Annotated in this window: 20 protein-coding genes; 6 read left to right on the top strand and 14 right to left on the bottom strand. The window is 69.5% G+C overall.

The genetic code is table 11. From position 1 onward, the window contains the following. Positions 1-27: 27 nt before the first annotated feature. The gene (locus NV348_RS09585; RefSeq protein ID WP_447146728.1) at positions 28-1,515 is read right to left on the bottom strand and encodes a peptide MFS transporter; all 1,488 of its coding nucleotides are present in this window, start codon (positions 1,513-1,515) and stop codon (positions 28-30) included. A 162-nt stretch (positions 1,516-1,677) separates the two neighbouring features. Between NV348_RS09585 and NV348_RS09580 the strand changes: the two genes are divergently transcribed. Both NV348_RS09580 and NV348_RS09575 read left to right on the top strand, forming a co-directional pair. Continuing rightward, positions 1,678-2,124 (top strand): SRPBCC family protein, encoded by a 447-nt coding sequence (locus NV348_RS09580; RefSeq protein WP_447146727.1) that lies wholly within the window; start codon positions 1,678-1,680, stop codon positions 2,122-2,124. Between the two features lie 9 nt (positions 2,125-2,133). Further along, complete coding sequence (locus NV348_RS09575; protein WP_447146726.1) at positions 2,134-2,316, top strand: hypothetical protein; 183 nt, start codon at positions 2,134-2,136, stop codon at positions 2,314-2,316. Positions 2,317-2,322: 6 nt separating this feature from the next. Here the strand turns inward: NV348_RS09575 and NV348_RS09570 are convergent, their stop codons facing one another. The 3 genes from NV348_RS09570 to NV348_RS09560 all read right to left on the bottom strand — a co-directional run bounded on the left by NV348_RS09570 (position 2,323) and on the right by NV348_RS09560 (position 3,446). Next, positions 2,323-2,538 carry a hypothetical protein gene (locus NV348_RS09570; protein WP_447146725.1) on the bottom strand — a complete coding sequence of 72 codons (216 nt, stop codon included), beginning with the start codon at positions 2,536-2,538 and terminating at the stop codon, positions 2,323-2,325. Between the two features lie 29 nt (positions 2,539-2,567). Further along, positions 2,568-2,723: a DUF6131 family protein gene (locus NV348_RS09565; protein ID WP_447146724.1), complete on the bottom strand. Its 156-nt coding sequence runs from the start codon at positions 2,721-2,723 to the stop codon at positions 2,568-2,570. A 120-nt stretch (positions 2,724-2,843) separates the two neighbouring features. Further along, positions 2,844-3,446: a TetR/AcrR family transcriptional regulator gene (locus tag NV348_RS09560; RefSeq protein ID WP_447146723.1), complete on the bottom strand. Its 603-nt coding sequence runs from the start codon at positions 3,444-3,446 to the stop codon at positions 2,844-2,846. A 53-nt stretch (positions 3,447-3,499) separates the two neighbouring features. On the opposite strand from NV348_RS09560, the gene NV348_RS09555 reads away from it, so the two are divergent. Then, positions 3,500-3,625 carry a hypothetical protein gene (locus NV348_RS09555; protein ID WP_447146722.1) on the top strand — a complete coding sequence of 42 codons (126 nt, stop codon included), beginning with the start codon at positions 3,500-3,502 and terminating at the stop codon, positions 3,623-3,625. A 43-nt stretch (positions 3,626-3,668) separates the two neighbouring features. After that, entirely contained in the window at positions 3,669-5,261 is a 1,593-nt protein-coding gene (locus NV348_RS09550) for a GMC oxidoreductase (protein WP_447146721.1), read from the top strand. Positions 5,262-5,304: 43 nt separating this feature from the next. Here the strand turns inward: NV348_RS09550 and NV348_RS09545 are convergent, their stop codons facing one another. The 8 genes from NV348_RS09545 to NV348_RS09510 all read right to left on the bottom strand — a co-directional run bounded on the left by NV348_RS09545 (position 5,305) and on the right by NV348_RS09510 (position 11,152). Further along, positions 5,305-5,583 (bottom strand): hypothetical protein, encoded by a 279-nt coding sequence (locus tag NV348_RS09545; protein WP_447146720.1) that lies wholly within the window; start codon positions 5,581-5,583, stop codon positions 5,305-5,307. A gap of 63 nt (positions 5,584-5,646) precedes the next feature. After that, positions 5,647-6,378, bottom strand: a complete 732-nt coding sequence (locus NV348_RS09540; RefSeq protein ID WP_447146719.1) for a GntR family transcriptional regulator — start codon at positions 6,376-6,378, stop codon at positions 5,647-5,649. Between the two features lie 163 nt (positions 6,379-6,541). After that, complete coding sequence (locus NV348_RS09535) at positions 6,542-6,916, bottom strand: SHOCT domain-containing protein (RefSeq protein WP_447146718.1); 375 nt, start codon at positions 6,914-6,916, stop codon at positions 6,542-6,544. A gap of 182 nt (positions 6,917-7,098) precedes the next feature. After that, positions 7,099-8,430 (bottom strand): serine hydrolase domain-containing protein, encoded by a 1,332-nt coding sequence (locus tag NV348_RS09530; protein WP_447146717.1) that lies wholly within the window; start codon positions 8,428-8,430, stop codon positions 7,099-7,101. 62 nt (positions 8,431-8,492) lie between these two features. After that, positions 8,493-9,008 (bottom strand): Rv2240c family protein, encoded by a 516-nt coding sequence (locus tag NV348_RS09525; RefSeq protein WP_447146716.1) that lies wholly within the window; start codon positions 9,006-9,008, stop codon positions 8,493-8,495. A gap of 171 nt (positions 9,009-9,179) precedes the next feature. Next, a complete protein-coding gene (locus NV348_RS09520) occupies positions 9,180-9,803 on the bottom strand; it encodes a DUF305 domain-containing protein (protein ID WP_447146715.1) in 624 nt (207 codons plus the stop codon). A 72-nt stretch (positions 9,804-9,875) separates the two neighbouring features. Continuing rightward, positions 9,876-10,511: a hypothetical protein gene (locus NV348_RS09515; protein ID WP_447146714.1), complete on the bottom strand. Its 636-nt coding sequence runs from the start codon at positions 10,509-10,511 to the stop codon at positions 9,876-9,878. A 62-nt stretch (positions 10,512-10,573) separates the two neighbouring features. Then, positions 10,574-11,152 carry an AMIN-like domain-containing (lipo)protein gene (locus NV348_RS09510; RefSeq protein WP_447146713.1) on the bottom strand — a complete coding sequence of 193 codons (579 nt, stop codon included), beginning with the start codon at positions 11,150-11,152 and terminating at the stop codon, positions 10,574-10,576. Positions 11,153-11,553: 401 nt separating this feature from the next. Between NV348_RS09510 and NV348_RS09505 the strand changes: the two genes are divergently transcribed. Together NV348_RS09505 and NV348_RS09500 are read left to right on the top strand one after the other, a co-directional pair. Beyond that, positions 11,554-12,702 (top strand): class I SAM-dependent methyltransferase, encoded by a 1,149-nt coding sequence (locus NV348_RS09505; RefSeq protein ID WP_447146712.1) that lies wholly within the window; start codon positions 11,554-11,556, stop codon positions 12,700-12,702. 155 nt (positions 12,703-12,857) lie between these two features. Next, on the top strand, positions 12,858-13,718 hold the full coding sequence (locus tag NV348_RS09500) for a Bax inhibitor-1/YccA family protein (RefSeq protein WP_218719499.1): 861 nt from the start codon (positions 12,858-12,860) through the stop codon (positions 13,716-13,718). Between the two features lie 180 nt (positions 13,719-13,898). Here the strand turns inward: NV348_RS09500 and NV348_RS09495 are convergent, their stop codons facing one another. Both NV348_RS09495 and NV348_RS09490 read right to left on the bottom strand, forming a co-directional pair. Beyond that, positions 13,899-15,119, bottom strand: coding sequence for an acetyl-CoA C-acetyltransferase (locus NV348_RS09495; RefSeq protein ID WP_447146711.1), 1,221 nt, complete (start codon positions 15,117-15,119; stop codon positions 13,899-13,901). Between the two features lie 60 nt (positions 15,120-15,179). Beyond that, positions 15,180-16,049: an SGNH/GDSL hydrolase family protein gene (locus NV348_RS09490; protein ID WP_447146710.1), complete on the bottom strand. Its 870-nt coding sequence runs from the start codon at positions 16,047-16,049 to the stop codon at positions 15,180-15,182. Between the last annotated feature and the right edge of the window lie 81 nt (positions 16,050-16,130).

Below are 16,130 nucleotides of genomic sequence, written 5' to 3'. Positions count from 1 at the left end.
CGTCTTCGGGGGGTACCCGGAGGCAGGTCAGTGCACGCCCTGCATATGGCGCTTGATCCACGGCGCGAACGCGGCCACGACGAGACCCGCCACGATGGCCGCGGCACCGCTGATGCCGAAGTACGCGGCCTCGTTGTCGGGGTTGTAGTAGCGGGCCAGGGTGCCGGCCATGGAGGTGCCGATTCCGACCGAGAAGAAGTACAGGGCCATCATCTGCGAGCGGTACGCGGCGGGGGCGAGATGGGTGGTCACCGCGAGACCGATCGGCGAGAGCAGCAGCTCGGAGACGGCGAAGCCGCCGAGGATCAAGAACACCGCCAGCACCGGCACGGTCTTGCCGTCGAAGCCGCTCAGCAGGGCGAACATCCAGAAGGCGATACCCATGCCGATGACGCCGAGCGCGAACTTGATCGGCGTGCTCGGCGCTCGGTTGCCCAGCCTGGTCCACATCAGTGCGAACAGCGGTGACAGCGCGATGATCCACACCGGTTCCACCGAGCCGATCCAGCTCGCCGGCGCCTCCCACCCGAAGATGCGCCAGTCGATGCGCTCGTCGGAGTACACCGCGAGCATGGTGAACATCTGCTGGAACAGCGACCAGAACAGCGCGTTGGCGATGAACAGCGGGATGAACGCGCGCACCCTGGTGCGCTCGACCGGGGTCACCTTGGCGCTGGTGAGCAGCACGGCGAAGTAGATGATCGAGGCGACCACGATGACGCCGGTGGTGACATCGGACAGGTTGTCCAGAGTGAGCAGCCCGGTCACCACCGCCACCAGCACCGCGACCGCGGCGAGGGCGATGCCGATGAGCACCGGGTTCAGCTCGCGGCGGGTGAGCGGGTTGGGCACGTCGCGGCCGTGCGTGCCGAGGTTGCGCCGGAAGACCACGTACTGGGTCAGGCCGAGGGCCATGCCGACCGCGGCGGCGGCGAAACCGGCGTGGAAGCCCCATTCGCGCTGCAGCAGACCGGTCAGCAGCGGTCCGGTGAAGGCGCCGAGGTTGATACCGAGATAGAACAGGGTGAAGCCACCGTCGACGCGCGCGTCCGACGGCGAGTAGAGCGTGCCGAGCAGGGACGAGGCGTTCGCCTTGAGCGCGCCACTGCCGAACGCGACGAGCACGAGGCCGGCGCCGACCCCGGCCAGTCCGGGCAGCACCGCCAGCGCGATATGGCCGGCCATGACCACGACGCCGCCGTAGAAGACGGTGCGTTCCATACCCAGCACCCGGTCGGCAATCCAGCCGCCGAGCACAGTCGACAGATACACCAGGCCGCCGTAGGCGCCGACGATGCCGAGCGCCGTGCTCTGGTCGAGGCCGAGCCCGCCCTCGGTGGTGGAGTAGTAGAGGTAGTAGCCCAGGATCGTGAGCATGCCGTAGAAGGAGAAACGCTCCCACAGCTCGACACCGAACAGGTTGGCGAGTCCGATCGGATGGCCGAACAGGGTACGTTCGCCGGCCTGGTCGGCGGGGCCGGGCGGGTCGCCGAGCCGCGTTTCTTCGGTGGACATAGGGGAACGATCCCACGTCCAAACGGTGTACAGCAATTTTCCCGCATCATCGCGGGTTCGGCGCGCCGCGCCGCCTCGGACGGGTGTTCTCACCGCGCAGCGGGCCCGCGTGCGAATTACCCTGGAGTGGCCGGATTCCCGCGACGGACGAGGAAATCAGACATGCTGACTGCCGAGGTGACCGTGCCGGTCGACCGCGCGGCGGCCTTCGCGACCCTGGCCGACGGCTGGCTGTACGCGAGCTGGGTGGTCGGCGCCTCGCATATCGGCCGGGTCGATCCCGACTGGCCGGCGGTCGGCAGCCGCATCCAGTACCGATTCGGCCTCTGGCCGGTGCTGATCAGCGACACCACCGTGGTCCGCGCCGCCGATCCGCCGCGTCGGCTGGAGTTGGAGGCGCGGCTCTGGTCGGTCGGGTCGGCCTGGATCCGGCTCACGCTGGCCGAGGCGACGCCGGGGCACACCACCATCCGGATGACCGAGCGCGCCTCGAGCGGTCCTGCCCAGCTGATCCCGGGGCTGGCGCAGGATCTGGTCTTCGCCGCGCGCAATCAGGAGTCGCTGGATCGGCTGGCCGATTTGATCAGGGCGCGGGCGCAGAACTCCTGATTCGGGTGGTTGATCGCGACCGTCTCGCTGGTGGTCACCGGGCTGGTGATCCTGGTCGGGCCGGCCGAACTGGAGGTCGACGCCGAGGATCGGGCGCGGCGCGAACCGGTGCGCGCGGCGGCTGGCGTCATGCGCAGCACCGATCCGGCCACGTTGTCCGACAGCGGCGGGCAGTGGCCGCGTCAGAGCTGAGCCCGTCTACTGGCTCGGTTCAGGCAATTCGCAGTCGTCGACCTTGGGGTTGACGCCCGCGTAGTTCAACGGTCCGGCCAGCACCGTCACCGCGATGGTGCCGAGGGTTGCGCAGTTCTGCTCGCGATCGGTGTAGTAGCCGCGTTGGCCCGCGGCGATGACGCCGATGATCAGCCACACCAGCACCAGGATCGAGAGCAGGCGAGGAATGTTCGCCGACATGGTCTACCTCCTGAGAGTCCGGTGGGGGATCAGTAGTAGTGCCGTCTGCCGCCGACCGGACGGCCGAGGCTGCCGGCCAGGGCCAGGACGAGGCCGATCACCAGCACGATCACGCCCACGGTGGACAGCAAGGAGATGCCGAAGACGAGACCGGCGATGAGGAGTAGTGCGCCGAGAAGAATCATGGAGCTCACCTTTTCGGTATGGGTACAACGTCGCGGCGCGCGGATCGCCCGCCACATCGGGCATATGCCCCGTGGTGCCGCCGGGAAACAGGCTTCGGCTGGGCGGGAACGGATCTGCGGTCAGCTGGTCGACGGCGGCGCGGCGGTGTGGCGCCGGGCGGCCGACTCGTTGTCGGCGGTCAGCCGGTAGACGGTGCGTTCGAGGGTCGCCAGGATCCCGGTGATCGGCAGGCTGCCCGCGGCGAATCGCCCGATCAGGGCCAGCGCCATATTGCCCAGGATCAGGCCGAGGTCGTCGAGGTAGCCGGGGTCGAGGTCGCGCAGGGCGACCTCGGCGGCCGGGAGCACCGCGGTCAGGCCCTGGCTGTCGAGGCGTTCGCCACCGGGACCGGTGCGGGCGTGATGGTAGGCCTCGAGCATCTTGGGGTTGCGTTCCCAGGGCTCGAAGACGGTGCGCAGCAAGCGGATCAGGCTGTCGTGCACGGATTCGTCGGGTTCGGGTGGGGTCACGTCCGCGTAGGCGTTGGCGGCCATCCACCGCTCCAGCGCGGCGATGATCAACTCGTCCCTGGTGCGGAAGAGCCGGTAGATCTTGGCCAGCGAGACATGGGCCTCGGCGGCGACGGCGCGGAGCTGGACGGCCTCGTAGCCCTCGGTGGTCAGCAGCCCCAGGACCACCGCGACGATCTTCGCCGATGCGTCCGATTCCGTTCCGCTGCTCACGGGTGAATGGTAGCGTCGCCCAGCGGTAACCCAGTTACTGCTGGGTCGGGTCGGTGCGCGCCGCCACCGCCGACGCGCTGCTCGACGGCGGCGAGGTCGAGCGCGCCGCCCGCGACATGATCACCGGCCAGGGCCGCGAGGCCGGGCTGCTCGGTCTGCTGCTCGACCGCCGCGCGTAAGCGGAGCACCCCGAAAATCCCTACCCCGATGAAGGTTTGCCGAATGTCGAAGTTCTCTCGCCGTACCCTGCTGACCGGTGTGGCCGCCGCGGGTCTCACCCTGGCCGCCGCGGGTACCGCCGGGGCGCGGCCCGTAGCCGCCCGCACCGGCGGTATCCCGCTCACCAGTGAGGACCGTCGGGTCGTCGTGATCGGCTCGGGCTTCGGTGGCGGCGTGACCGCACTGCGACTGGCCGAAGCGGGCGTTCCGGTCCTGCTGCTCGAACGCGGCAGGCGCTGGGCGACCGGGCCGAACTCCCAGACCTTCCCGCTGGCCACCCGGCCGGACAAGCGCATGCTCTGGTACCGCTCCGATCCGGTGGTGTTCGGGCGGCCGCTGGTGTTCGAGCCGTATGCCGGTCTGGTGGAAGCGGTTCCGGGCGCCGGGATGACCGCGCTGTGCGCGGCCGGCCTCGGCGGCGGTTCGCTGATCTACCAGGGCATGTCGTTGCAGCCCGCGCGCGAGGTGTTCGAGACGCACTTCCCGGCCGGGCTGGACTGGGACCGGATGGACCGGGTGCACTACCCGAAGGTGGCCCGCATGCTCGGGCTCGCCACCGCGCCGGACGAGCTGGTCGCCCACGAGAACTACGCCGCCGCACGGATATTCGCCGAACGGGTCCGAGGTGCGGGCCTGCCGCTGTCGAAGATCCCGATGCCGATCGACTGGAACTACGCGCTGGCCGAACTGCGCGGGGAGATGACGCCGTCCTACACCAACGGCGACGGCGCGCTCGGCGTGAACAACGGCGGCAAGCACTCCGTCGACGTCACCTATGTCGCGGCCGCGGAGGCGACCGGGCTGGTCGAGGTTCAGGTCCTGCACGAGGTGACCGGAATCGAGCGCGCCGCCGACGGCCGCTGGGTGGTGCGCGTCGACCGGGTCGACACCGCGGGCACGGTGCTGGAGAACAAGATCATCACCACCGGCACGCTGGTGTTGGCGGCGGGCAGCCTCAACACCACCCGGATGCTGGTGCGGGCACAGGCGCTGGGCCACATCCCCGATCTGCCCGACGAGCTCGGCCGGGGCTGGGGGACCAATGCCGACCGGATCTACGTCTGGCGCGACGGGTCGGCGGGATTCGGTGCGGCACAGGGTGGTCCGGTGGTCTACGGCAGCAAGAACTGGGACGACCCACAGGCCGCCTTCACCGTCATCCAGGCGTCGATTCCGTCGCTGCCGGTCGACCCGGGCGCCACCATGCTGGTCGGCTACGGCGTCAGCTCCGGGCGCGGCGAGTTCGTCTACGAAGCGGGCGCCGATGCCGCGATCCTGCGCTGGCCCGGCGACGGTGACCGGGCGATCCAGGACGGCCACATCGACCCGGCGGTGCGGCGCATCGCGGGCCCCGGCGGCACGCTCATCGACACCAACGCGCTGTTCCCCTCCACCTGGCATCCCCTGGGCGGTGCCAATATGGGCGCGGTCTGCGATCTCGACGGTCGCGTCCTCGGGCAGCGTGGGCTCTATGTCCTCGACGGGGCGCTCATGCCGGGCAATACCGCGGCGTGCAATCCGTCGATGACGATCGCCGCGGTCGCCGAGCGCGCGCTGGAGAATCTGGTCCGCACCGACGTGGGCACGGTGATCTGAGCGGGGTTCGGCGCGCCGCCGATGGTGGCGCGCCGAACGTGGATCAGCCCGCGGAGCCGGGGAACACCGCGGAGCCCGTCGAGGGCGGGCGCGGGCCCGCGGAGCCCAGGTCGGCGTCGACGGAGCCGGTGCCGCTGCCGAAGTCGGCGTCGACCGAGCCCATCGAGCTGCCCGTGGGTGGGCCGATTTCGACCGAGCCCGAGGGCCACAGGTCCCAATCGAGGCCGCCGGCGGCATGGGCGGTGCCGCCCGCGCCGAGCAGGGTTCCCGCGGCGAGCGCGGCCAGCAGGCCCGCCCTGGTGGTGAACTTACGGATGGACATGGGGTGATACCTCCGAGCACTTCGCTGTGATAGCGCCCATACAGTATCTGAAATATGTCAGTTTCATACCTGTGATCGTCGGCCGACTTCCATCTGCACGCGATAGCGGTCGGCGCGATACCAGCTGTGGGTGTGCTCGATCGGCACCTCCGCGCTGAACGACACCCGGTCGAAATGCAGGACGGGAGCGCCCTTCTTGACGCCGAGCAGCATCGCGACGCCTGCCTCGGCGGCCTGGGCGTCGACGGTCTGCTCGGCCCGTTCGATCGGCCTGCCGTAGCGGTCGGCGGTGGTCCGGTAGATCGAACCGGTGAGGTCGTGCGAGATCAGGCCGGGCAGCAGTTCGGGGTTGAACCAGGCGTCGTCGACGCTCACCGGTTCCTCGTCGGCCAGCCGCAGCCTGCGCACGTGATAGGCGCCCGTGTCCGGGGGCAGGCGCAGCGCGCGGGCGGTGGCCTCGGGCGGCACCGCCTCCTCGGCGACCAGTACCAGGGTGGTCGGTTGATGTCCGAGGGTGCGCATCTCCTCGGTGAACGAGGCCAGATGTAGCCGCGACTGCACCGGCCGGTGCGCGACGAAGGTGCCCTTGCCGCGGACCCGGACCAGGTAGCCCTCGTTGACCAGCTGACCGATCGCCTCGCGGACGGTGATCCGGCTGACGCCGTAATCCTGCATGAGGTTGCGCTCGCTGGTCATCAGATCGCCCGGCTGTAGCTCGCGCGTGCATTTCTGCAGCAGAATCGCGCGCAGCTGTTCGTGTTTGGGCACTGCGCTGTCGCGCAGCGGTGCGGGCATGAAGGTGGCTCCTTCGGTGAGGGTGCACCGGTCCCTACTGGTCCTGTCCGGTGTGTTCGAGAATACGCGACCGCGGACCCCTCGGCCCAGGAAATTCTCCCCGGAACGCCGAAAGCCCCGCTGACCGAGGGTATCGGCGCGGGGCCTGCGGTGGAACGGGAGATCAGGACAGCGCTTTGGCCTTGAGCTGTTCGTATTCGGCCTGGGTGATCGAGCCTGCGTCGAGCAGCCGCTTGGCGTCGGCGATCTGCGCGGCGGGGTTGGTGCCCGCCGTCTCCTTGATGTAGGAATCCTGCGCCTGCTGGATCTTCGCGGCCTCGACGTTCGAGCGCTCGGCCATGCCCTGACCGCGCACGATCAGGTACACCAGGGCGGTGAGGAACGGGAAGATGAGCAAGCAGACGATCCAGAGCGCCTTCATCCAGCCCGATGTCTTGTGATCGCGGAACAGGTCTCCGATGATCATGAAGAGCATGAGCAGGTAGGCGACAAAAGCGAAGCTCACAATGATGAGCCAGATGACTTCCCAGAATGACATGGCACACCTCGAGGGGGAGAGGGATCGATCGTCCGTTGCGGGCGATCGATTGAAGCACGCTTCTTGCTGGAAAATTGCCGGTCGTCGAGCGTTTCGTTGACCCTGTCCAGGGTGGGTACCAGTCAGCGTACGCGTAAGCACCCTCGCAGCGCAGGTGGCGGCGCATCGCCGCCACCGGCGCGTCAGCGGATGCCGGGTGTGGCGGGGTTGTTGCCGACGCAGCCGAGGACGACACAACCGGGCGGCCAGTCGGAGAACGGCGGCTTGGGCGTCTCGCCGAGGCAGTCCACGAAGCTGCAGCCCGGATAGGCGTAGGGGCCGATCCCGAAGGTGCCCAGCAGCGCGTCGGGACGGGCGATCATCGGATCGGTGACGCTCACGTCCGGGCGTTCCCGGTACGGGCCCGGGTCGGGGAGCTGCTGGTCGACGAAGGCCGAGACCAGCGTGCGCATCACGTTGTGGGTGTAGGTGGAGGAGGCGCCCGGCGTCGCGACGCCGGTCCAGTTCAGCATCAGGCCCAGGCTGGGCACGATGTAACTGTCGTTGCGCAGCATGCCCGACATCTTCACCGCGTCCAGCGGCAGGCCGGGGAACTCGAGCACGCACGGCGCGCCGTTGATCACGAACAGGAAGCCGTAGCAGGGCATGCTCGCCGAGGGCGACAGCGCCGCGCGCATGTAGTCGGCCGAGATCACCTGCTGGTCGTTCCAGCGGCCCCGATTGCCCACGAGCAGACCGAGTTTCGCGAAGTCGTCCGGCGGCAGGATCAGATGCGCGTGCCCGTAGGTGTTCCCGGCCCGGTCGCGGGCCCAGAAGTAGTCGCCGCGGGCGATGCCCAAGGGGTCGAACAGCTTTCGCTGCGCGAAGCTCTGGAAATCCTCACCGACGGACTGTCCGATGACGTAGACGAGCAGGTCGACCGCGCGCTGGCTGTAGCGGAACATGGTGCCCTGCGGGCGCTCGATCGGCATCGCCAGCGCCTGGGCGACGACATTCGGATCCAGCGCGGCCAGTCCGGTCGCGCCCTCGGCGGCGACCGCGACCTCCATGCCGGAGGACTCGGTGAGCAGATTGCGCACGGTGATGGACCGATGCGCCGCGTCGCCGAGGCCCTCGGGCAGGTAGCGCCCGATCGGCTCGTCGATGAGCAGCTTGCCCTCGTCGACGGCCAGGCCCGCGACCAGCGCGACCACGCTCTTGGTCCCGCTCCACAGGTTCCAGGCCACGCCACCGGACTCGGCGTTGCGCGGCCCCGTGGCCACCAGGCAGTTGTTCCGGTACAGCTGGATGTTGAAGCGGGTGGTGTCGATCGCCAGGTTCATGGCGTCGGCGAGCCGCGCGGGGTCGAGGGCGGCCTCGGCGGGCGTCGCGGTCTGCGGCGTGCGTCCCGAACTGACCTCACACTGCTTGGCGGTGACCGGTTCGGCCTGCGCCACCGCGGGCAGTACCGCGCCCGACGTCAGCGTCAGCGCCGTAACCGCCGCTGCCACAACATGTTTCAGATAGCTGCGCACTCCACCCTCCAGAAAGAGATTCCGGAAGTGAATCGTGAACAGTCACGTTCTTGTTACGGTGGTCAGTTTCCGTACGGCTTGCAGACCTCGATCGCGGTGTCCTTGGCTTCGTTGAACGTGTCGATCACGCCGTTGAGCTCGTCGGTGGGCGCGCGCCGTTCGAGCGTGTCGGCGAGGGTGTTGGTGTTGTCACGGTAGGCGCGCAACGGGGTGGCCAGCGCCGGGATCACGTCGTTGGTGATCTTGCGGCCGAGGTCCTTGGCGTTGTTGCGCAGCGTGGTGACCGCGTCGTCGGCCTTGGTGTCGGTGTCGGCCGCCCTGGTGTTGCTGGCGTCGATGTAGGCGTTGAACGCGGTCACCGAGCTCTTGTTGGCCGCGCGCAGGCCGTCGCAGGCCGCGTCGTTGGCCTTGGCCACCCGCGCCGCCGACGAGGCGGCGACCTCGGAAGTGTAGGAGGCGAGGTCGGTCTGGTTGGCCTGCGCGTCGCCGGGCACCTGCTTGGTGCAGGCGACCAGGATCAGGCCGGTCGCCACGGCCACGAGCGCCGTGCCGACCCCCATACGTTCCCGTTGTCTCATGTCTCCCTCTCCTCCCTCGGGACCGCCGGCCCGCGGACTGCGCCGGAGCCGAACATATCGACCGTACTGGCTGGCGGCGGGTGACGTCAGCTCGCGGTGGCGATTTCGATGACCAACCGAGACGTCGGCCGGTCGCGGCGCCGGGACCACCTGTCCCGGCGCCGCTCCCGCTCAGCTCTGGCCGAGCATGCCACGCATGGTGGCGATCTCGGCCTGCTGATCGGCGATGATCGTCGTCGCCAGCTGCCGGGACTCCGGGTTCACGCCGGCGTTCAGCTCGGTCTGGGCCATGGCGACCGCGCCCTCGTGGTGGGCGATCATCATCTCCAGCCACTGCTTGTCGAAATCGGCGCCCTGGGCGGACTGCAGCGCGCTCATCTGCGCGTCGGTCATCATGCCGGGCATGGCGTGTCCGTCGTGGCCGCCGCTCGCGCTCGGCGCCGGTTTGCCGAAGCTGGTCAGCAGGGTGGTGATCTGCTCCATCTCCGGCGCCTGAGCCTTCTCCACCTGCGCGGCCAGCGCGATCAGCTGCGCGTTCTGGGTATGCGTCGGCACCATCTTCGCCATGTCGACGGCCTGCGCGTGGTGCGGGTACATCATCTGCAGGAAGGTGACGTCGGCGTCGTTGAAGTCGGTGCGGGCCGCGGCCGAGGGCGCGGCCGAGCTGGTGGTGCTCGTCGCGGAGTGGGTGTCGTGCGTGGCACTGCCGTTGTCATCGCTACAGCCCGCGGCGAGCAGCAGGGCGCTGGCGGCGGTGACGGCGAGAACGGTGGCGCGGGTACGGGTGATGGACATGGGTGATCCTCCTGGGGATTCGGGTGGATGTGATTCGGTGCCGCCGCCGGGTGTGCCGGGGCGGTGGGCCTGTCAGATCCGCAGAATCGCCAGTTGGGAGAGGGAGAGCACGGTCCACGGCGGCGGGCGCTCACGCCTGCCACGCCAGGGCCGGGTGGCGGCGGCGCCACCCGCCGCAGCGTCGTCGGTGAGCCGGTAGAGCAGGACCAGGGTCAGGGCGGCGGCCAGCGCCGCGAGGACGAAGACGCAGCCGTGGATGCCCACGCGCTCGTCGCACCCCGACGCGCCGCAGCCGGCTCCCATGGCGTGCTTGTCCTCGTGGGGGAGGGCGAGGTGCGCGGCGGCGTCGCCGGAGCCGGCGATGTCGGCGTCCGCGAGTGGCCCGGGGAGTGCGAGGGCGCCCGCGAGGTGGTCGTGGCCGGAGCTGGTGATGTGGGTGGCCGCGAGTAGTCCGTCGGACGGCAGACTGGCGGTCATCGCGTTCGGAGCCGCGCTGTTGCCCGGTGCCGGTTCGGCGTGCACCGTCTCGGCGGAGACCGATCGGGCGGCGAACCCGGCCGGAAGCGCGGGCGACTCGGGTGCGCCGCTGTGGGCGTGGGCGGTGCCGAAGACCGCCGAGTGCATGGCGACGATCCCGGCCAGCAGCATCAGCACCGCGAGCACCCTGGCGATGCCGGGCGCGCGAACGCGCGAATGCTGGTCGGTCACGGCGCCCAGTCTATCCAGCGCGATCGAGGCTCCGGAATACCCGCACACCGTAGGGGTAGTGGTTACGGGCGCGCGATGTCGACGACCAGGCGCGGCGGGTCGGACAGGGCGCTGACCGCGAAGGCGGGCGTGTTGGCGTCGATGCCGATGAACGACTGGGTGGTGCCCTCGTACACGATCTTCTTGTAGACGCCGGTGATGCCCGGGACGCTCGGGTCGGTCACCGGGTCGGGGCCGGCGAAGGGCGGCACGGGCGAGTCGAACGGGTAGGCCGACCCGAGGATGCGTACCTCGAGGATCGAGCGACCGGCCACGTCGACGGTCTTGCCGCTGCCGTCCTGGACCGCGCGGTCGGTGTATTCGACCTGCCAGCCGGGGGTGCCGGTGCCGCCGAGCTCGAAGACCACCCGGTCGAAGCCGGGCTGCTCGCCGATCCTGATGTCGGTCACGGTCAGCGCCGCGCCCGCGGACGCCGCACCGGACTTGGGGGCGTTGTCGCTCGGCGCCGCGCCGGTGGCGTCGGCGAAGGTGCTGGTGGTGCTCGTCGGGGGTGGCGTGGCGGCCGGCGCGTCGTCGGTGCCGCAGCCGGGCAGTGTCAGCGCGGCGATGGCGACCAGTCCGAACACGAGAGCGTTACGCATGGGGCCGATGGTACTCAGCTCGGGCGGTCCGACGGGCGAAGGAACGCGGGGTGTGTTCGGGCTACGGCGAGTTTGCTGGCGTGCCGAACCGCGAGCGGAGCGATCGGATCGGCGCTGGTGCCGTGATCGGCCCGCGGTGGCGACGGATTCGCCCGCCCGGCGAACCGGCGTCACGGCGCTGTTCACGGCCGGTAGCCTCCGGTTCACCTGGCCGAAACATTGGGGAACAACGGGATTCGTGAGATCGGCCGATCCGCGACGATCTGCAAGGGTGTCGCAAATCGGCGGAAGCTGTTCGTACCCATCGGAATACATGCTCCGACAACGCACTGTGAGCAAGGCCACCAGCGGATATCAGGGCCGGATGTGACGGTGGGGCAACGATCTAGCACACTTGTCGCGTGGACAGAGTCGAGGACGTATTCACCCGGCTGCGCCGGTATCCGGACGTGGAGGCGCCGAACCTCTATGCCGTCGACGCTGCCGACCGGCTGCTCCTCGATACCGCGGCCGACGCCCTGGCCGCGGTGGGTAGCGGCGAGGTTGCGGTGATCGGCGACGCCTACGGCGCGCTCACCATCGGCGCGGCCACGCGCCACGACCTCACCGGCCTGCGGGTGCACCAGGACCTGCTCACCGGCGAACTCGCCCTCGCGGGCAATGCCAAGAACCTCGGCCTGACCGACCGCTACACCGCGCACGGCCTCGACGCCGAGTTGCTGACCGGCGCGCGGCTGGTGCTGATGCGCCTGCCCCGGATGCTGTCGGGGCTGGCCGAGATCGCCGAGGCGATCGCCAGGTACGCCGCGCCGGACGTCGTCGTGTTCGCGGGCGGGCGCGACAAGTACCTCACCCCGGCCATGAACGAGGTGCTCGCCGAATCCTTCGGGCAGGTGCGCGCGGGCCGGGGTCGGCAGAAGTCCCGGGTGCTGGTCGTCGGCGAGCCGTTGCCGGTCGGCGAGTCGCGGTTCCCGGTCGCCGAGCACATCGCCGAGATCGACGGTGACGTCCTCGCCTACGGCGCCGCCTTCTCCGGGCCCCGCCTCGACATCGGCACCCGCTTCCTGCTCGAGCACCTGGACCGGATGAAGCCCGACGCGCGCGAGGCCATCGACCTCGGCTGCGGCACCGGCATTCTCGCGGTGGCGCTGGCCAAGTCGCGGCCGCATCTGCGCGTCGTCGGGACCGACCAGTCCGCTGCGGCGGTCGCCTCGGCCAGAGCCACCGCGGCCGCCAACGGCGTCGCCGACCGGGTGACGGTGGTGCGCGACGACGCGATGTCCTCGGCCGCGGACAACAGCGCCGATCTGGTGCTGTGCAATCCGCCGTTCCATGTCGGCGCGGCCGTGCACACCGGCTCGGCGATCAAGATGTTCGCCGAGACCGGCCGGGTGCTGCGACCCGGCGGGGAGCTGTGGACGGTCTACAACTCGCATCTGAACTATCGCGGGGTGGTCGAGCGGATGGTCGGGCGCACCGATGTGATCGGCCGGAACCAGAAGTTCACGGTGACGCGGTCCGTTCGTGGTCTGCGCGACGTACAACGATAGAGCCGGTCGAACGCGGTAGAGTCCGATTTGTCCGATCGGTCGAGGCGGTTGATCCGCCGGGAACTTTGTCCGATCACGACGCGTTGAACAGGGCAGTTGGAGCTGTTGCCCGCCGTCAGGCGAACAGCGACTATTCACTCCAAGAAAGGCGCACGGTGCGTACCTCATCGAATCCGGTGTTCAAGAACTTACCTCGCCAGGAGGGTGTCGGCGGTTACGCGAACTTCGGTTCGGGCGTGGCCGGCGCGGGTCAGCTGGGCAACCAGCAGCAGTACGGCGAGTACGGGCAGCAGTACGGCCAGCAGTTCCAGCAGGCCCCCGCCACCCGTGCGATGACCATCGACGACGTGGTCACCAAGACCGGCATCACCCTCGCGGTGCTGACCGTCGCGGCGATCGCCTCGTTCGCGCTGTCCTCGGCGAACCCCTCGCTGGCTCCGCTGTTCGTCATCGGCGGCGGCCTGATCGGCTTCGTGCTGGTGATGGTCGCGAGCTTCGGCCGCAAGATGGACAACCCCGCCATCGTGCTGTCGTACGCGGCGTTCGAGGGCCTGTTCCTCGGCGCGCTGTCGCTGATGTTCACCGATGTCACCTTCGGCGGTGTGGGCGGTAGCGCCCTGATCGGCCAGGCGGTGCTCGGCACCTTCGGCGTGTTCTTCGGCATGCTGGTCGTCTACAAGACGGGCGCCATCCGGGTCACCCCGCGCTTCACCCGCATGCTGCTCGGCGCCATGGTCGGCGTGCTGGTCCTGATGGTGGGCAACCTGATCGCGAGCTTCTTCACCGACGGCGGCTTCGGCCTGCGCGACGGTGGCGCCCTGGCGATCGTGTTCAGCCTGGTCTGCATCGCCATCGCCGCGTTCAGCTTCCTGCTGGACTTCGACGCCGCCGATCAGCTGATCCGCGCCCAGGCCCCCGAGAAGGCCGCCTGGGGCGTCGCCCTCGGCCTGACCGTCACCCTGGTCTGGCTCTACGTCGAGATCCTGCGCCTGCTGAGCTACTTCCAGCGCGACTGAGATAAGCGGTAAACACACAAGCGGCTCCCCACCACTGGTGGGGAGCCGCTTCGCTATGTCCGGCGAGTACCTGGGTAACTCACCGGGTACGGGCCAACTCGGACCCGCCCGAACCTCCGGCCGCCTCGGGTGTCTCTCGGCACCCGAGTCCGGCCAGAAGTCGCGGAGAGGCGGAGGAGCCTAGCTCAGCCGCTCGATGATCAGCGCCATGCCCTGGCCGCCGCCGACGCACATGGTCTCGACACCGAACTGCTTGTCGTAGGTCTGCAGGTTGTTCAGCAGGGTCGTGGTGATGCGAGCACCGGTCATACCGAACGGGTGGCCCAGCGCGATGGCGCCACCGGAGACGTTGAGCTTGTCCTCGTCGATCTTCAGCTCGCGGGCCGAGCCGAGCACCTGCACGGCGAAGGCCTCGTTGATCTCGAACAGGTCGATGTCGGAGACCGACTTGCCCGCCAGCGCCAGCGCGCGCTGGACGGCCTCGACCGGGCCCAGGCCCATGATCTCGGGCGACAGGCCGGAGACGCCGGTGGAGACGATGCGGGCCAGCGGGGTCAGGCCCAGCTCCTTGGCCTTGGTGTCGCTCATGATGACCAGCGCGGCCGCGCCATCGTTGAGCGCGCAGCAGTTACCGGCGGTGACGGTGCCGTCGGGGCGGAAGACCGGCTTGAGCTGGCTGACCGCCTCGTAGGTGACGCCGGCGCGCGGGCCGTCGTCCTTGCTGACGATCGAGCCGTCGGGCAGGGTCACCGGGGTGATCTCCCGCTCGAAGAAGCCGTTCTTGATGGCTTCCTCGGCGCGGTTCTGCGAGCGCACGCCCCAGCGGTCCTGGTCCTCGCGGGAGATGCCGGTCAGCGTCGCGACGTTCTCGGCGGTCTGGCCCATCGGGATGTAGACGTCGGGGACCAGGCCGTCTTCGCGCGGGTCGTGCCACTGGCCCTTGCCGCCCTCGGCGGTCTCCTTGGTGCGGGCCTCGGCCTTGGCGAACTCGGGGTTCTTGGTGTCGGGCCAGCTGTCGGCCGAACCCTTGGCGTAGCGGGAGACGGTCTCCACACCGGCGGAGATGAACACGTCACCCTCGCCGGCCTTGATGGCGTGGAAGGCCATCCGGGTGGTCTGCAGCGACGACGCACAGTAGCGCTGGACGGTGGTGCCGGGCACGGTGTCGAGGCCCAGCTGCACGGCGACGTTGCGGGCCATGCCGAAGCCACCCTCACCCGCGGGGGAACCGACGCCGAGCATGATGTCGTTGATCGTGCTCGCGTCGAGCGCGGGGACCTTGGCCAGCGCCGCGCGCACCATTTGTGCGGTCAGGTCGTCCGGACGCATACCCGCCAGAGACCCCTTGACGGCACGGCCGATGGGGGAGCGGGCAACGGAGACGATTACGGCCTCGGGCATGAGGACTCCTTTTCGGATGGTTCAGTGAACGGCTGTTTACCTTGCCGGTCTTTCGTGAATCTAACTCTCGCCGTGCGCGACGGGAAGGGCAGGTCGGCTCCGCACCGACTCGATCAGGACGGGAAGCAGCTGAGCAGCGGCCAATTCGTACCCCGCCGCGGACGGGTGGAATCCATCGGTGGCGAACAGGATTTCCGGGGCCGCGCGGAACTCGGAGGCGACCAGCGGTGAACCCATCGGCACCGCGATACCACCTGCGAGCGTGGTCGCGACGGTCTGCGCCTTGGCCAGCCGCACACTCCAGTTCGCCACCACCGTGCGCAGCGGTTGCTGGATCGCGGTGACGGTGCCCAGGTTCGGGCAGGTACCGACGACGACCAGCGCGTCGGCCTCGCGCAGGCGCGACACCGCGGCGGCCAGCCTGCGCGCCGACGCCCGGATGGAGTGCTTCTTGGTGATGTCGTTGGCGCCGACCAGGATGACCGCGGCGTCCGGCGGCGGCCCCGCGACGAACATCGCGTCGACCTGTCCGGCCAGCCCCTTGGAGGTGGCGCCGGAGATCGCCTTGGTGCTGAGCCGGATCCGCAGGCCGGTGGCCTCGGCGAGCCCGCGCGCCACCCGCACGCCCGGCACGTCGGCGGCGCCGAGACAGCCGAGTCCGGCGGCGGTGGAGTCGCCGAAGATCATCAGGTGCAGGTCGCTCGGCACGCCCTTGCGCCACGGTTCGGGCAGCCGCGCACCCGGGGCGTAGACGCCGTCGGCCTCCGGCGGCTTGGAGGTGTCGCGCCCGATGACCGCCCTGGCCGCCCCGGCCTGCGTCATCAGCAACCGATACGTCGCCCAGGAGACGGTGCCTGCGCTCGATCCGGCGAGCACGGTGGTGGCCCCGGTGACGGCAGCGGTACGCCAGCTGATTCGAGGTGCGCTCACATCGGGAAATTCTACGGCGCGAATCGGGCTACACCGAGATCCCCGCCACGGACATGCTGCTGGCGGGCACTCCGGTCGGTG

It is taken from the genome of Nocardia fodinahabitans, from assembly GCF_052983615.1.
This window is presented reverse-complemented; position numbering and strand designations above follow the sequence as displayed.